The following is a 14,089-nucleotide window of genomic DNA, read 5'->3' as shown; positions in this document are numbered from 1 at the left end:
TATCCATTTGACTCCTGTTGTTGACATTTGTCTCTCATCATCCCCATCGAACGGTTGTTCGACGGGGATTTTTTAATAAACAAGACTTTAAACCGCGGGGTGAACGGATTTGGAAATGATCAATGATGAATTTTATATGGCACTGGCACTAGATATGGCGGAACGAGCACAGGGACAGACGGGAATTAATCCGGTTGTTGGATGTGTGGTTGTGAAAGAGGGGCGTATTGTAGGCCTTGGGAGCCATCTGAAACGTGGAACCGGTCATGCGGAGGTACATGCACTGAACATGGCGGGCAGCGATGCAGAAGGCAGTACGGTATACGTTACACTTGAGCCCTGCAGTCATTATGGCAAGACGCCACCTTGCAGTGAACGCCTGATTCATGAAAAGGTAAAACGTGTTGTGGTATGTTGTGAAGATCCAAATCCGCAAGTATCCGGCAGAGGCATAAGCATGCTTCGTCAACAAGGCATTGAAGTTGAAGTTGGCGTACTGCGTGAGCGTGGAAGACGCATGAATGAAAAATTCATTAAATTTATTACAACAGGCCTTCCTTTCGTGACACTGAAAACGGCTACGACTTTGGATGGGAAAATTGCCACTCGCAGCGGAGACAGTAAGTGGATCTCCAACGAGTCCGCTCGTGAGATTGTGCATGCCCTTCGTCATCGTCACCAAGGCATTATGGTTGGTGTCGACACGGTGATCGCAGATAATCCGGAGCTTACAACCCGCTTGCAAGTGGAAGGCATCAGCCCGGTACGAATCGTGGTGGATTCCAAGTTGCGTCTTCCAGTAGGTTCCAAAATGGTTAAGGATGGTCTTGCTCCAACATGGGTATTGACAACAGACGAAGCCAGTCCTGAAGCTGCTGAACGTTTGGAAGCCTACGGTGTTGAAATTATCCGTTGTGGTCCTGGACCACGTGTGGATCTGTTAAACGGACTTAGCAAGTTGGGTGAGCGTGAGATTGGTTCGATTTTGCTTGAAGGCGGAGGCACTCTGAATGGAGCGATGCTGGAGGCACGGTTGGTCGATCGACTGCTCATGTTTATCGCTCCTAAGATTGTAGGCGGTTATGATACACCTGGCAGTTTCCGCTTCGAGGGTGTGGAACGTATGAATCAGGCAATTCAATTGAATCAGTTGGAGATCGAACAAGTTGGAGATAATATCAGCATTGGCGGTATTCCGGTGTGGCCTGAATAAATAAATTAAACAAGGGAGGCGGCAGCATGTTTACCGGTTTGGTGGAAGAAGTTGGTCAGATCCGGCGTATTGGTCGGAAAGGCGAAGCGATGGTCCTGAATATCGGAGCTTCCGCCATCATGGACGATCTGAAGATAGGTGATAGTGTAGCAGTGAACGGAGTATGTTTAACTGCGACAACGTTGGAAGGTGGCGGCTTTACCGCCGATGTCATGCCTGAAACGTATCGCCATACCAATCTCAGTCAGCTGCAATCCGGCAGTAAAGTTAATCTGGAGCGGGCCATGCAATCCGGTGGCCGTTTTGGCGGACATATCGTTCAGGGCCATGTCGATGGTACTGGAGTGATTGGCAGTATAACACGTGATCAGAATGCGATTGTGTTTGAGATCAAGCCGGATGATCACCAGTTGTTCAAATACCTGATCCCCAAAGGATCGGTTACACTGGATGGCATTAGCTTGACCGTTGTCCATACATCGGATACCGCATTCACGGTTTCCATTATCCCGCATACCATTGGTGAAACTGTACTAAATGTGAAAAAGACAGGGGATACCATTAATATCGAATGCGATATTTTGGGCAAATATGTGGATCATCTGCTCCAGTATGGGAGAGGACATCGAGAGACGGGTGCTGGCAAGCCGCGCAGTATCAGTGAAGATTTTCTCGCCAATCACGGATTTGCATAAATAGAGAAAGAAATAAACTGGAGGTGGGACAATGTCAGAACAATCCATTTTGGACACGATAGAAGCAGCCATATATGATCTCATGCGTGGCAAACCCGTCATTGTTGTGGATGATGAAGATCGGGAGAATGAAGGCGATTTTATCGCTTTGGCTGAAAAGGCGACACCTGAAGTCATTAATTTCATGATTACTGAAGGTAGAGGTCTGGTCTGTGTTCCGATTACACAACAACGTGCGGATGAACTTAACTTGAAACCAATGGTTCAACAAAATACGGATTTCCACGGAACTGCCTTCACGGTCTCTGTGGACCACAAAGATACCACAACCGGTATCTCGGCACATGAACGCTCTATTACCGTGAAAGGTCTGATCGATCCTGAGGCGAAAGCCGGGGACTTCCGTAAGCCTGGTCACATGTTCCCGCTGATTGCAAAAGACGGCGGTGTACTTCGTCGTGCGGGCCACACAGAAGCGGCAGTAGATTTGGCCATTATGTGTGGTTCGTATCCCGCAGGCGTTATCTGTGAAGTGATTAAGGAAGATGGCACAATGGCCAGACTTCCGGATCTGCAGGAGATTGCCCGCAAACATGATCTGAAGCTGATCAGTATTCAGGACATGATTCGTTACCGTAATGAAAAAGAACAGCTGGTTCAACGCGAAGTGGCTGTACGTATGCCAACAGACTTTGGCGAGTTTCAAGCAGTGGCCTATACAAATGCTGTAGACAACAAGGAACATGTGGCTCTGGTTAAAGGTGAGATTGATGGTTCCAAACCTGTACTTGTACGGGTACACTCTGAATGTCTGACAGGCGATGTATTCCATTCCCATCGTTGTGACTGTGGTCCTCAGTTTGATGCGGCACTCAAACAGATCAATGAAGAAGGCAACGGCGTACTGCTTTATATGAGACAGGAAGGTCGAGGCATTGGACTCATCAACAAACTCAAAGCTTACAAGCTGCAAGAGGAAGGTCTGGATACGGTGGATGCAAACCTGAAGCTGGGATTTGCTGCCGACTTGCGTGATTATGGAATTGGCGCCCAAATTCTGAAAGACCTTGGGGTTCGTCAGATCAGACTGCTAACCAATAATCCTCGTAAAATTAAAGGTCTTGAAGGATATGGACTTGAAGTCGTAGAGCGTGTTGCGATCGAAATGAAAGAGAACGAGGACAATACGGTGTATCTTCATACGAAGCAAGCCAAGCTGGGGCATATGCTCAAGTTTGATGATATCGAGCAGAACGAACAGTAAATGCGTTTTAGATGAACAACGTTCACCATGTAATTTATGGAATTGATTACTTAGGAATTTCCGTTACTTACATTACATTATACCGTTAGGGAGATGACTTGAATGCCACAATTTTTCGAAGGACATTTAGTATCAGAAGGATCAAGATATGGAGTTGTCGTTGGACGTTTCAACGAATTTATCACCAGTAAATTGCTTAGCGCAGCGCTCGATGCATTCAAACGTCACGGTGTGCAGGATGATGAAGTAGATGTAGCCTGGGTTCCAGGAGCGTTCGAAATCCCTTTGATTGCGCAGAAAATGGCAGAGAGCGGCAAGTATGATGCAGTGATTACCCTGGGAACCGTTATCCGTGGATCAACTACACATTACGATTATGTGTGCAACGAGATGGCTAAAGGGGTAGCAGCAATTAACCTGAAAACTGGCGTGCCTACGATCTTCGGATTGGTTACGACAGAAAATATTGAACAAGCGATTGAACGTGCCGGAACCAAGGCGGGTAACAAAGGTTGGGATGCAGCTACGGCGGCAATTGAGATGGCAAACTTGACGAAACAGCTAAAATAGTGCTTATTTAATAGTAGTGCCCTGCTATGCGCAGACGAAGACGGGAGACCGGATTCGGACGGCTTGGCAGGGTTTTGTATTTTTCTGGCGGGAGGATTCGTCTAGTGACGGTAGTTACATACAAACTGGAGACTTTTGAAGGGCCTTTGGATCTGCTGCTTCACCTGATTGACAAGGCTGAAATTCATATCCAGGATATTCCCATCAGCGATATTACCGATCAATACATGGCGTACCTGCATTCAATGCAGGAACTGGAACTGGATATTACGAGTGAATTTTTGGTTATGGCAGCTACATTGCTGTCAATCAAGAGCAAACTTTTACTGCCCAAACCACCGGTCATTGAGGATTTCGAGGATTATGATTATATGGAAGAAGAAGATTATGATCCACGTGCAGAGCTGATTGCGCGTCTGATAGAATATCGCAAATACAAGGGAATTGCGCGTCATCTTCATGAACGGGAATGGGAACGCAGCCTTATATTTTCCAAAGAGCCCGAGGATCTGCGCCCTTATATGCCCGTAGAAGCTCCTTCGAACCCGGTTGAGGGATTACATACCTCTGACCTGATTGCAGCATTTCAGAAGGCGCTACGCAAGGCTGAGAAGCGTACAACCGTAACCCGTATCAAACGGGATGAGATTTCGGTTAAGGACCGGATACGGGATGTCATCGGCGCTTTGGAAAGTATGGGGCCGGGAGGCAGACTGTTATTCTCCAAATTGATGGATGAGCATATCTATCGCCATGAGATTGTTGTCACTTTTCTGGCGGTGCTGGAACTGATGAAGATGAAGCAGATTGTCTGTTATCAGGAACGGTTGTTTGAGGATATCGTTATGGAGTGGAGAGGGGAAACAAAGAATCATGGATTTTCCGAAATTGAAATCGATTATTGAAGGCCTGCTGTTTTTGTCCGGAGAAGAGGGTCTAAGTATCAAACAAATTGCCGAGATCGTCGACCAGCGAGTGGAGCTTGTAACGGACGCGATTGAGGAGATGATTCGTGAATTTTCACAGCAAGGCCGAGGCGTACAGATTCTAAAGATTGCTGGCGTAGTTCAGTTGGGCACCTTGCCTGAGCATGCTGTGTATTTTGAGAAATTGGCGTACTCTCCAGCACGGACTTCCTTATCCCAGGCGGCTCTGGAGACATTGGCCATCGTGGCGTACAGGCAGCCGATTACCCGGGTTGAGATTGAGGAGATTCGGGGTGTAAAATCGGAACGGGCTATTCATACGCTTGTGAATAAGGATCTGATCATTGAAGTGGGACGAGCGGAGGCAATCGGACGCCCCATTTTGTACGGAACGACCAAGTCATTTCTGGATTATTTCGGACTAGCTTCAATCAAAGACCTTCCGGAACCAGGGTTGTTTGAAGATTCGGAAAACCTGGAGGAAGAGACACAACTGTTGTTCAACAAACTGGATTTGCAACAATTGGAACCGGAAAGCGCTGATCCGACAGATGATGGGAGTCAAATAGACAACGAAGACGATAATACGGATTCATCATTCTAATTTGCAAATTCATGATAACCGACACCCAGCAGTGGAGTCGGTTATTTGTGCATTGTTTTAGATAGATTGAACTAAAGATTTTACACATAACGGAGAGGACAGAAATAATCTGAAGAAACGGAGTGTTCGCCTAAAAGCTTTCTGAAAGAAAGCTGCATCGGAAGCATACGCTTATCCCCGGATTTACCCTTTAGAGAAGGGAATCAAAAAAATCTGGGGATAACAGCGATCGGAAGGTTATTCTGTCATCGGAGTGACCAGTGTAACTAATCTTAAGTGCAAATTTGTCTATATAAAAGGTTACGGACCGGTTCCAAATAAATCTGAAATGGGATTTTTAGGTCAGACGTGAATTTTTTCCTATCCAGAGTGCCATACTAGACGAGAAAAGAATTGAGGGCTTGGAGGTAAGGCCTGTGTGGATTTGGCTTGGAGGAATCGGTTTATTGTTCGCATTGCTGATTGCCGCAGTCCTCATCTCAAATGTTCATGTACATTTTACATTCAGTAAGCATAAAAGTGATGATTACGCCAATATTAATGTTCGTGTTCTTTATGGAATTGTGCGGATTAACTATGAGATCCCAAGTATTGTTTTTCGCAATATGAAGGAAGGTTTTCTGGTCAAGACTGAACAGTCCATGAATCATTCCAGAGGGGAAGCCCAGGGTAGTGAGCGGGTGAACAAACGTAAAGTCAAAAAGTGGGCCAAAGATGTAAAGGTTATGCTAAGAGCGACTGATGCACTCAAGCTGTGGCTCAAGCAAACACTCATGCATGTGCATATGACTCAACTGTCCTGGTCTACCCACATCGGCGTTGGCGATGCAGCATACACCGCGGTGCTGACGGGCTGGGTGTGGAGTATCAAGTCCATTATTATTGGTTTTCTCACCTATCAGATTCGTTTCGATGATACACCCGTGCTTCAGGTGATGCCGGTGTGGTCAGACGAGATGGAGTTCAGAACAGAGCTCGATTGCAGAGTAAAGATTCGGATTACAGCTCTTTTGATCGCTGGATTTACACTGCTAACCCGTGTGCTCCAAGTCGAAGGCGGATGGCGGATGTGGCTTCAGCTTCTTCAAGAACAACGCCGTAAGCGTAAGGAGAAGCGAAAGCAAAAGAAAAAACTTAGTGGGACAGCACTGTAGATGTCCATCTTAGTCGGTCTGTTTTTGGGAGTGTGAGGTTGGAGTTCAGTGAGTGTACTTAAATTGCTTATTTACATAAGTCCCTTCAAGTTTGGGGATGATATGGTTAGATCAAACCTAGCTTACATTGAAACTGGAGGGAATTAAAATGTCAGATCATCCAATTCAAGGCTTAATGGAAACCGCTATGGAGAATATCAAGGCCATGGTGGATGTCAATACAATTGTTGGCGATGCAGTCGAAACGCCGGATGGTACCGTGATTCTGCCAATCAGTAAGGTGGGATTCGGATTTGCTGCCGGTGGTAGTGATTTTCACGTCAATGGAGAAAGTAATGGCAAAAGTGGTGCCACGGGGACTTCTACTGAACATGCCAGTTCAGCAAAAGTGGCTTCTCCATTTGGTGGCGGTAGCGGCGGCGGTGTATCCATACGTCCTATTGCGTTCCTGGTGGTAGGTAAACAGGGGGTACACATTGTGCCACTTGATAACTCCACACATCTGTTTGAGAAACTCATTGACTCTACGCCTTATGTTCTTGATCGAATTCAAGGCATGTTCCAACGTAATACAACACCAACGAATACAACAGATGTACCGGTTACACCAGATCCTTCAACCTATAGCTGAATAAGTTGGTCATGATCCCTCCCGCATCCAAGCGTGAGGGATTTTTGCTGTTTGTTTGGTGAATGGTGAGTGGTTTTTTGAAGGTTTTTGTATTGTATGAGACTTATGTCTATGATCCGCCTAACCTAGACATGAAATAGGTTATGGAAGGGGGAACGTTAATGCACAGAGACACCGTTTTTATGGTTTTGTTTGGCTGGCTGCTATCGGCAGTCGTGTATTTGGTAGGAGGGATTGATCACCTGTTTATTGCAGTGACCATCTTTGTGGGGCTGGATTACATCACAGGCGTAATGTCTGCATGGTATAGGAAGGAGTTATCCAGCAGGGTTGGATGGTGGGGGCTTGCTCGTAAGTCATTGACATTTGTTTTTGTCATTATTGCACATCAACTGGATATGGTTGCAGGCAACTCCAATGATTTTATGAGAGATGCGATGTTAATGTTCATTATCGGTACAGAAGGAATCAGTATATTGGAGAACCTGGGGAAATTGGGCCTGCCTGTACCAAAGTTTATTACCTCAGCTCTCTTTAAGCTTCGAGGCAATGAAGATCAAGTTGAAGACGAGGGGAAGATGTCATGATACAAATCACCAAAGACTACATCCCGGTTAATAAATACAGCCGAGTCGGACTGAAATTAAAAGCGAAACGTGGAATTGTGATGCATTATACAGCTTCTCCCGGAGCGCCCGCCAAGAATATTAGCAAATACTTTGCGAGCTTGGCACAGCAAGATTCCAACAAAGCAGTTAAAGGCCGCTATGCAAGTGCACATTACTCGGTAGATCGAACTTCGATATATAACAGTCTGCCGGATGATGAATTGGCCTACCATTGCGGGAGCGCAACATACACGAAGGAAGCTCTAGCCAATCTTGGGACATATCCGAACAATAGTACAGTGGGCATTGAGATGTGCATAGAAAAGGATGGCAGTATCCATGAAGATACATTCAATAACGTTGTAGATCTTGCGGTATACCTGATCAAGGAACGAGGCTTCCCACCTGTCTTCTTTACACATAAAGAAGTGGTTGGATGGAAGGAATGCCCACTCCCATGGATTAAACAACCAAACGAATATGAAAGATTCAAGCAAGCAGTACATACAAAATTAAACCCACTACAACCAATAGCAGTCACGGAGGATGATGACATGAATACCGTTTTGGATTACGCACAATGGGCCTGGAATGAACTTGATCAGTACATTGGAGATGCCTATAACGACAAAGTAATCGATGATTGGGCCTGGGTAGAGAAGGTACGCAAAAAGAAGTTAACGTATGGAGAGTTGCTGTTACTGAAGGTCTTGATTGATGAGCGCAGACGCAAAAAGTCCTAACCGTGAGATTCATGTGGATTAGGAGCTAAGGATGCCTGCCGATTAACCATGAGTTAAAGTGTGCTTGATCTTTCAGAAAATAAAAATCTTGTATAATCACGATATGATCAGGATACTCAAGTTCATACTGGATCTGAATCGAGGATTCATCGACGATTCCAATAACCGCGAGTTGATTTGTTTTAATCACATGTGTTGTTGCGGGTGAGCTCATACAACCATCCTTTCGTATATTAAGTCAGAGTCAATAGGGGCGATGAAGAGGTCCATGGTCCCTAGATGACCTATACGAAGCAGGATGGAGAAGATTAAGTTGATTTGATCAAAATGCTTCCGAATTCATAAATATAAATAAAAGCAGAACCCCACGTTGAATGTAATGTGAGGTTCTGCTTATGTAATTATTCTTTTGAGAACTTGTCTAGGGCCTCATCAGTAAGATGGAGTTCTGCAAAAGCCCTGCATATCTTTTGGAAAGATCTAATCGTATTCGTTTCGTACAACATCTCAATGGGATCAAAACCTAACATAACAAGCGAATCCACAAGTTCTGTCTGATCTACTTCAGTATGGTGTAGCGCTTCAAGCAAATTTTCAATAACTGCTAAAAATAAAATGGCCTTATTCACTGTCTCGATCGGTGTCCCCTCCTTCGTAATACTACTAGAATAAGCGGAGGAGGACATAAAATAACGAGAAAGCCCAATTTCTCAGTAGTTAATCTATTTAATCTAAAAGTGTGGAGAGAATAATGGGTTGATGTAATTAAAATCTGATGGTAAGCTCTCCCCTTGTATGTAAGATTAAGCTTTTTTGTTTACTTCGTGGAGAATGGAATCAATTAATTCATCATCAATCAGCGTGCTAGCTTTTTCGAGTGCCAACAGAATACCTTGTGGTTGTTCAAAAAAGACTGTAGAGAGAATAGGTGCAACCTCATCTAGATTAATCTTCTCAGCTTTGACCATACTGATCAAGGCAACAACGATCTCATGTCCCTCCACATTACCTTCCATAAATCTTGTTCTTAAATGAGTTGCTACTATTTCAGTCTTTGACTGCGAGTACGCCATTACATTTCCCTCCAACGGTTCGAATATCTTAGCAGAGCTCCTCTTCATGCAAGTTTAAACCAGGTTAGATTAGGAGTTATCTTAACAATAATAAGGCAGATAGTTTAATTTATCAACAGCCACTAAGTCAATAAAATCGGATTGGAATCACCGTTTTATCCAATAAAAAAGACCCGGAGAGGGTCATTTTTTGGGTCTGCCTTCCCAATAATCAGGGAATCCGTTGTAATCCCAGGCGTTCAGATTTTCGTTGTCGGCTTGAATGGCAACATCTGCTCCGGAACCTAAGTCAACACCAACGGTATGCAGTTCTTTGGCCTTAATAGCCAGTACCTTGCCGGGAGCACCTGCGCATACCAGAGCAAGCTTCCACGGTGTCTGTTGATAGATATGTTCCATTTGCTTGGAAGCTGTGCTCACATGAGACCATGAGGGACAGTCCACCGTTCCCACGATGCTTGTCCACCCGTATCTCCGCTCCAGAACTTCTCGATATTGTTCGGCTTTGGCCCCACAGATCAGAATAGGCATGTTCTTGAATGTTTCATAGAATAACTTGAATCGGGCAATGTAATTATTCTCAAAAGCATAGAAGGTCTCTTTGGGTTCCACATTGTAATAGGCAAGGCACATATCAAATAACGGTTTGAAATACCAGTGATCTGTCTGGATCAGATGTCCGACGTAGTCCGCTTTTCGCAGGCAGTGTACGATAATTTCTCTTGCACTTGCATTGGGTAAGGTTATCCCACAATAGGTAGGATCGTTCAGCCAGCCGTAATGAGACTTGATGAAATCCATAGTCAGAACGGTGTCGTGAGCCAGAATGGTGTTGGAAGCATCCCCAAATCGAACAGAAGCGTGGGCTTCTCCATCAGAGGCCATTTGGAACCAGTTGCGGATTAAATCTACACTCCCCAGCATGCATATCACCTTCTTCCCATCTGTGAATAATGGTTTCTTTGGTATACATATTCATCAACTCCTTCTGTACTAGAATAGGAAAAATGCTTCGTTCTCTCTCTTCTTTTGAAGAATCACTACATTTTGTTCAACGCGCGAAGGTTATAAAGGAACAGTCTAGACTATGTAAAAAGGGAGAGGGGATAGACTGTGAAAAAGGTATATATAGGTAGTCCTGTGCGAAATCGGGCTTGGATTATGGAAAGGCACTTTCAATCACTTGAACAACAAGCTGTGCAGAGCCAGTATATGTACATCCTGAATGATAGTGAAGATCAGACGGAACATATCCTTGATCGTCATCAGATTCCTTATTTGACTCACAATCTGGGGAGAACATATGGACATATACGTGGACAATATTCCTATCACAATCTGGCGTTGTTGAGAAATATGCTTCTGGATGAGTTTCTTAAATCGGACTGTGATTATCTGTTCTCAATCGATACGGATATCATCATTCCCGAGGGTAGCCTACTGCAGTTAATGGATAATGACAAGGATGTATGTTCCATGCTTATACGGAATCATCCAAAGTTGAAGGCTCATAATGCCATGATTGGCGGAAAACATATACCTGAATTCAAAGCGGCTTTGTTTCAGGTAGATCTGACAGGTGCCGTATATTTGATTAAGCGTGAAGTGATCGAAGCAGGCGTTCGATATGGTTCTCATCCAACAGGTGAAGATGCACCATTCTGTGAGCAAGCACGAGGATTGGGGTTTGAACTGTATGTAGATACTCGGTTGCGCCCCATTCATGCCTATGCGGAAGGAGTGGAGTTGATTGCTCAATTGGCTGCTTCGTAGAAAACAACGAGAAAATCCGGGTTTGGAAAGTATGGAAATGACCATCGTCTACCCGCCTGCACTTGACTGGAACCTCTTGTTCCAACGTCCTCAGCAATTGATGACCGCCTTCTCCAATATTCCAGGTGTACGGGCTATCTTTATCAATGAAGAAACGTATAAAAAGCAGAGCCGCCCGATTGAAAAGTTAAATGAGGATCTGTTCCTTGTGCAAAAAGGCGTGAACTACGATCACTTGGTCAAAGGGAAGAAGGTACTCTGGTTCTCGAATCCAGGCCAGTACAATTATTCGGATGGGCGGAAGTTTGATTTTACCGTATTTGATTACCTCGATAATTCAGCTGATGAGTTTGCTGTGTGGAAATCCTACATCCCGAAATGTTTTGACCGTGCAGATCTGATCGCTACAACTGCCAAGGTGATGTATGAAGCCCATAAACATGACGGCAAACCAATTTTTATGTGCCCCAATGGGGCAGATGTTCATCATTTTGAGAAAGCGCGAGCGGATCTGCCGAAACCGGCGGACTTCCCCGAAGTTCATGATGGGCAGAAGGTGGTGGGTTTCCATGGGGCAATGGCATCGTGGGTAGATTATTCGCTGATTACCGCTATTGCAGATAAAGGTTATCGTGTCGTTTTGATTGGAAACAATGCCCTTTATCAAAAAAATATTGTGCATCCCTATGTGACTTGTCTTCCGCACAAAGATTATAAAGTGCTTCCAGCCTACATTGCTCAATTCGACGTCTGTATCGTGCCATTCAAGCTGACAGAGATGATCCGTGGCTGCGATCCAATCAAGTATTACGAATATTTATCTGCGGGCAAGCCTGTGTTAACGACGCGTATGGAGGAAATTGTTCATAAATACAGCGATGTAACTTACTTTATGAATCAGCATAATTGCGGAGTGATGTTGGAGAAAGCCATTCGTGAGAATAGTGCTTCCAGAATTGCTGAGCGAGTAAAAGTGGCTAAGTCTAATAGCTGGGATGGCAGGGCAATGGATGCCGTGAGGATGATTAATCAGGTGATGGGAGGCAGAAATCATGAAAAAGATATTTAAACGAATGTTTGGTAGTCAATCAACGACTCCGCCAATGGAGCTTCCAAAAATAGAGATTGATGCGATGGAGTTCAATGTTACGACATACACCCCAAACACGAATACAACGATTGTATATCTGCCTGCGATCGATTTCCATAGTGAACGATTCGGGCGTCGACCACAGCGGCTGTTAAAAGCACTCGCGGAAGTAGGCTACAAAGTAATATATATCAACTCCAGTGATGAGTTCTATCAGGTAGATGCCTTGGAGTATCCTCATCCGGAGCTTCCAAACTTTGTCGTAGCCCGTGTGGGCCAGAATGTCCGTACGCTGTTTCAGGGGGATCGCGTAATCTATTGGGTGAACGATAGTCGGCTGGCAAGTTCGGTCGAGACAGCATATCCTGATCTGGTCGTATTTGATTCGTTGACCGATCCGGATCAATATGAGAAGCACAAGCACAAGATGGAAGCTATTGCTGACGTTGTCTTTATTACTCCCGAGAGAATCTATGAGCATGGCAAATATTGCTCGCATGTTCATCTGATTACTGCCGATGAATTTGAGATCAAAGAACGTGCAGAACAGGTAGCGCAAATTATAGATGCTTTGCCAAACAGAACGGCCCCTCTGATGTAGGGGTCTTTTCTTTGATTAGATATAGGGCTATTCCTTTTGCAAGGATGACAGGGCAATTCGTACTTCAATATATTTCGTTTACATTATCGTTAGGGAATGAAGATTGCGTTCTACACTATAAAAAGCAGAGACGGCCAATAGCCAGACAGGTTAACGAAGGATCTCCCGATCATCAAGTCATTTAACCTGATCCCGGCTTAAGCAAGTCTCCGTAGCTCAAATTACATAATTATCCTAAGGAGTGGACTATTCAATGGCTAAAAAAATGATTATTAAAGGTGTAGGTACGTTTATGGCTAAACGCCTCCCAAAAGATCCGATGGGCGAAATTGAGGTAGTTACCCTGGGTACGCTGCAAGATCTGAAAATTGACCTTAACGTGGAGCTTGAGGACATCTTTGGTGGTGACGGTCTGTTCGCCATTGATGTACTGGTGAAGTCGAAATCGATCGAAGTATCGGCAACAGATGCCAAATTCGATCTGGATGCGATCCAGCTGATGATGGGTTCAACGGTACAAGAGCAAGTGAAGTCTTATGTATGGGTACTGAATGAGCAGTCTACAGTGGCTGCTGGCGTATCCAATTCTGGATTTGCTGAAGCCAAACCGAAGCATGCGAGTGATATCTATGGAAGTAACGGTGACATTACGGTTCGTCTCAAGGATTCCAACACGTTGTTGAAACAACTCACTTTAAAGGGAACGGCCGTGGAACCGAATGAGTTCTTCTACGACGAAGTGAATGGTGTAGTCATCCTAAATGCGGTCCATATCGGTAAAGAGATTGTGTTGAACTACAAGCGAGATCAGATTGTAGACATGGTTGATCTGTTGGTTGATGAAGTCCCATTCCCGATCTCTGTCATTCATCATGGTACGTTCCAGCAAAAAGATGGTTCGTATGCAGGTGTTGAAACTGAGCTGTACATGTGCCGTGCAAAAGGAACATTCAGCATCAATGCCCAGCGTGCTGCCGCTTCTGCATCTGCCATCTCCTTGCAGATTCTTGATCCGGAACGTGCTGATGGAAAAATTGGCAGTATCAAACGCTTCAGTGCACCAAGCAAGATCTAATATCTAAATAAGGTTGATTGCTCCTGGCAAGGTATCAAACGGCATCTGTGTCCTCCCCTTCACAGCGCC

The 14,089-nt window shown here is 44.8% G+C and carries 18 protein-coding genes; 14 read left to right on the top strand and 4 right to left on the bottom strand.

The window, feature by feature from the left end:
• Positions 1 to 109: 109 nt before the first annotated feature.
• The 10 genes from ribD (at position 110) to NLBNIHML_RS06610 (ending at position 8,408) form a co-directional block, all read left to right on the top strand.
• Positions 110 to 1,213 carry a bifunctional diaminohydroxyphosphoribosylaminopyrimidine deaminase/5-amino-6-(5-phosphoribosylamino)uracil reductase RibD gene (ribD, locus tag NLBNIHML_RS06655; RefSeq protein ID WP_339235382.1) on the top strand — a complete coding sequence of 368 codons (1,104 nt, stop codon included), beginning with the start codon at positions 110 to 112 and terminating at the stop codon, positions 1,211 to 1,213.
• Between the two features lie 26 nt (positions 1,214 to 1,239).
• Complete coding sequence (gene ribE / locus NLBNIHML_RS06650) at positions 1,240 to 1,908, top strand: riboflavin synthase (protein WP_150364570.1); 669 nt, start codon at positions 1,240 to 1,242, stop codon at positions 1,906 to 1,908.
• A gap of 31 nt (positions 1,909 to 1,939) precedes the next feature.
• Positions 1,940 to 3,172, top strand: coding sequence for a bifunctional 3,4-dihydroxy-2-butanone-4-phosphate synthase/GTP cyclohydrolase II (locus tag NLBNIHML_RS06645; RefSeq protein WP_339256167.1), 1,233 nt, complete (start codon positions 1,940 to 1,942; stop codon positions 3,170 to 3,172).
• Positions 3,173 to 3,274: 102 nt separating this feature from the next.
• Positions 3,275 to 3,742 carry a 6,7-dimethyl-8-ribityllumazine synthase gene (gene ribH, locus NLBNIHML_RS06640; protein ID WP_017687651.1) on the top strand — a complete coding sequence of 156 codons (468 nt, stop codon included), beginning with the start codon at positions 3,275 to 3,277 and terminating at the stop codon, positions 3,740 to 3,742.
• 104 nt (positions 3,743 to 3,846) lie between these two features.
• Complete coding sequence (locus tag NLBNIHML_RS06635; RefSeq protein ID WP_494354059.1) at positions 3,847 to 4,647, top strand: segregation and condensation protein A; 801 nt, start codon at positions 3,847 to 3,849, stop codon at positions 4,645 to 4,647.
• Positions 4,616 to 5,272 carry an SMC-Scp complex subunit ScpB gene (gene scpB, locus NLBNIHML_RS06630; protein WP_339235372.1) on the top strand — a complete coding sequence of 219 codons (657 nt, stop codon included), beginning with the start codon at positions 4,616 to 4,618 and terminating at the stop codon, positions 5,270 to 5,272. The genes NLBNIHML_RS06635 and scpB overlap by 32 nt, the downstream gene beginning before the upstream one ends.
• A gap of 416 nt (positions 5,273 to 5,688) precedes the next feature.
• Positions 5,689 to 6,426, top strand: a complete 738-nt coding sequence (locus NLBNIHML_RS06625; protein ID WP_494354058.1) for a DUF2953 domain-containing protein — start codon at positions 5,689 to 5,691, stop codon at positions 6,424 to 6,426.
• 148 nt (positions 6,427 to 6,574) lie between these two features.
• Positions 6,575 to 7,057 carry a GerW family sporulation protein gene (ytfJ, locus tag NLBNIHML_RS06620; protein ID WP_307534717.1) on the top strand — a complete coding sequence of 161 codons (483 nt, stop codon included), beginning with the start codon at positions 6,575 to 6,577 and terminating at the stop codon, positions 7,055 to 7,057.
• Between the two features lie 161 nt (positions 7,058 to 7,218).
• Positions 7,219 to 7,644, top strand: coding sequence for a phage holin family protein (locus NLBNIHML_RS06615; protein ID WP_339235365.1), 426 nt, complete (start codon positions 7,219 to 7,221; stop codon positions 7,642 to 7,644).
• Positions 7,641 to 8,408, top strand: a complete 768-nt coding sequence (locus NLBNIHML_RS06610; RefSeq protein ID WP_472477198.1) for a peptidoglycan recognition protein family protein — start codon at positions 7,641 to 7,643, stop codon at positions 8,406 to 8,408. The genes NLBNIHML_RS06615 and NLBNIHML_RS06610 overlap by 4 nt, the downstream gene beginning before the upstream one ends.
• A gap of 25 nt (positions 8,409 to 8,433) precedes the next feature.
• Here NLBNIHML_RS06610 and NLBNIHML_RS06605 read toward each other — a convergent pair whose 3' ends face one another.
• The 4 genes from NLBNIHML_RS06605 to NLBNIHML_RS06590 all read right to left on the bottom strand — a co-directional run bounded on the left by NLBNIHML_RS06605 (position 8,434) and on the right by NLBNIHML_RS06590 (position 10,405).
• Positions 8,434 to 8,622, bottom strand: a complete 189-nt coding sequence (locus NLBNIHML_RS06605; protein ID WP_339235359.1) for a hypothetical protein — start codon at positions 8,620 to 8,622, stop codon at positions 8,434 to 8,436.
• Between the two features lie 187 nt (positions 8,623 to 8,809).
• The gene (locus tag NLBNIHML_RS06600) at positions 8,810 to 9,037 is read right to left on the bottom strand and encodes a hypothetical protein (protein WP_472477200.1); all 228 of its coding nucleotides are present in this window, start codon (positions 9,035 to 9,037) and stop codon (positions 8,810 to 8,812) included.
• Positions 9,038 to 9,211: 174 nt separating this feature from the next.
• On the bottom strand, positions 9,212 to 9,481 hold the full coding sequence (locus NLBNIHML_RS06595) for a hypothetical protein (RefSeq protein ID WP_339235354.1): 270 nt from the start codon (positions 9,479 to 9,481) through the stop codon (positions 9,212 to 9,214).
• 183 nt (positions 9,482 to 9,664) lie between these two features.
• Positions 9,665 to 10,405 (bottom strand): GT-D fold domain-containing protein, encoded by a 741-nt coding sequence (locus NLBNIHML_RS06590; RefSeq protein WP_472477202.1) that lies wholly within the window; start codon positions 10,403 to 10,405, stop codon positions 9,665 to 9,667.
• A gap of 189 nt (positions 10,406 to 10,594) precedes the next feature.
• Here NLBNIHML_RS06590 and NLBNIHML_RS06585 point away from each other — a divergent pair, with 189 nt between their 5' ends.
• The 4 genes from NLBNIHML_RS06585 to NLBNIHML_RS06570 all read left to right on the top strand — a co-directional run bounded on the left by NLBNIHML_RS06585 (position 10,595) and on the right by NLBNIHML_RS06570 (position 14,020).
• On the top strand, positions 10,595 to 11,254 hold the full coding sequence (locus NLBNIHML_RS06585; RefSeq protein ID WP_494354057.1) for a glycosyltransferase family 2 protein: 660 nt from the start codon (positions 10,595 to 10,597) through the stop codon (positions 11,252 to 11,254).
• Positions 11,232 to 12,323, top strand: a complete 1,092-nt coding sequence (locus NLBNIHML_RS06580) for a glycosyltransferase (RefSeq protein WP_494354056.1) — start codon at positions 11,232 to 11,234, stop codon at positions 12,321 to 12,323. Before NLBNIHML_RS06585 ends, NLBNIHML_RS06580 begins: the two co-directional genes overlap by 23 nt.
• A complete protein-coding gene (locus NLBNIHML_RS06575) occupies positions 12,307 to 12,945 on the top strand; it encodes a hypothetical protein (protein ID WP_494354055.1) in 639 nt (212 codons plus the stop codon). Before NLBNIHML_RS06580 ends, NLBNIHML_RS06575 begins: the two co-directional genes overlap by 17 nt.
• Positions 12,946 to 13,198: 253 nt before the next feature.
• Positions 13,199 to 14,020: a YomU family phage tail tube protein gene (locus tag NLBNIHML_RS06570; protein ID WP_494354054.1), complete on the top strand. Its 822-nt coding sequence runs from the start codon at positions 13,199 to 13,201 to the stop codon at positions 14,018 to 14,020.
• Positions 14,021 to 14,089: the final 69 nt, after the last annotated feature.

It is taken from the genome of Paenibacillus sp. JNU01 (genome assembly GCF_059130585.1).
Note: the sequence above shows the minus strand (reverse complement) of the source record. Positions and strands in the feature narration are given on the sequence as shown.

Coding starts and splice junctions, on each gene's coding strand:
- NLBNIHML_RS06590 (WP_472477202.1), bottom strand. CDS start 10,405: ATGCTGGGGAGTGTAGATTTAATCCGCAACTGGTTCCAAATGGCCTCT.
- ribH (WP_017687651.1), top strand. CDS start 3,275: ATGCCACAATTTTTCGAAGGACATTTAGTATCAGAAGGATCAAGATAT.
- NLBNIHML_RS06605 (WP_339235359.1), bottom strand. CDS start 8,622: ATGAGCTCACCCGCAACAACACATGTGATTAAAACAAATCAACTCGCG.
- NLBNIHML_RS06610 (WP_472477198.1), top strand. CDS start 7,641: ATGATACAAATCACCAAAGACTACATCCCGGTTAATAAATACAGCCGA.
- NLBNIHML_RS06645 (WP_339256167.1), top strand. CDS start 1,940: ATGTCAGAACAATCCATTTTGGACACGATAGAAGCAGCCATATATGAT.
- NLBNIHML_RS06615 (WP_339235365.1), top strand. CDS start 7,219: ATGCACAGAGACACCGTTTTTATGGTTTTGTTTGGCTGGCTGCTATCG.
- ribE (WP_150364570.1), top strand. CDS start 1,240: ATGTTTACCGGTTTGGTGGAAGAAGTTGGTCAGATCCGGCGTATTGGT.
- NLBNIHML_RS06595 (WP_339235354.1), bottom strand. CDS start 9,481: ATGGCGTACTCGCAGTCAAAGACTGAAATAGTAGCAACTCATTTAAGA.
- NLBNIHML_RS06570 (WP_494354054.1), top strand. CDS start 13,199: ATGGCTAAAAAAATGATTATTAAAGGTGTAGGTACGTTTATGGCTAAA.
- scpB (WP_339235372.1), top strand. CDS start 4,616: ATGGATTTTCCGAAATTGAAATCGATTATTGAAGGCCTGCTGTTTTTG.
- ytfJ (WP_307534717.1), top strand. CDS start 6,575: ATGTCAGATCATCCAATTCAAGGCTTAATGGAAACCGCTATGGAGAAT.
- NLBNIHML_RS06575 (WP_494354055.1), top strand. CDS start 12,307: ATGAAAAAGATATTTAAACGAATGTTTGGTAGTCAATCAACGACTCCG.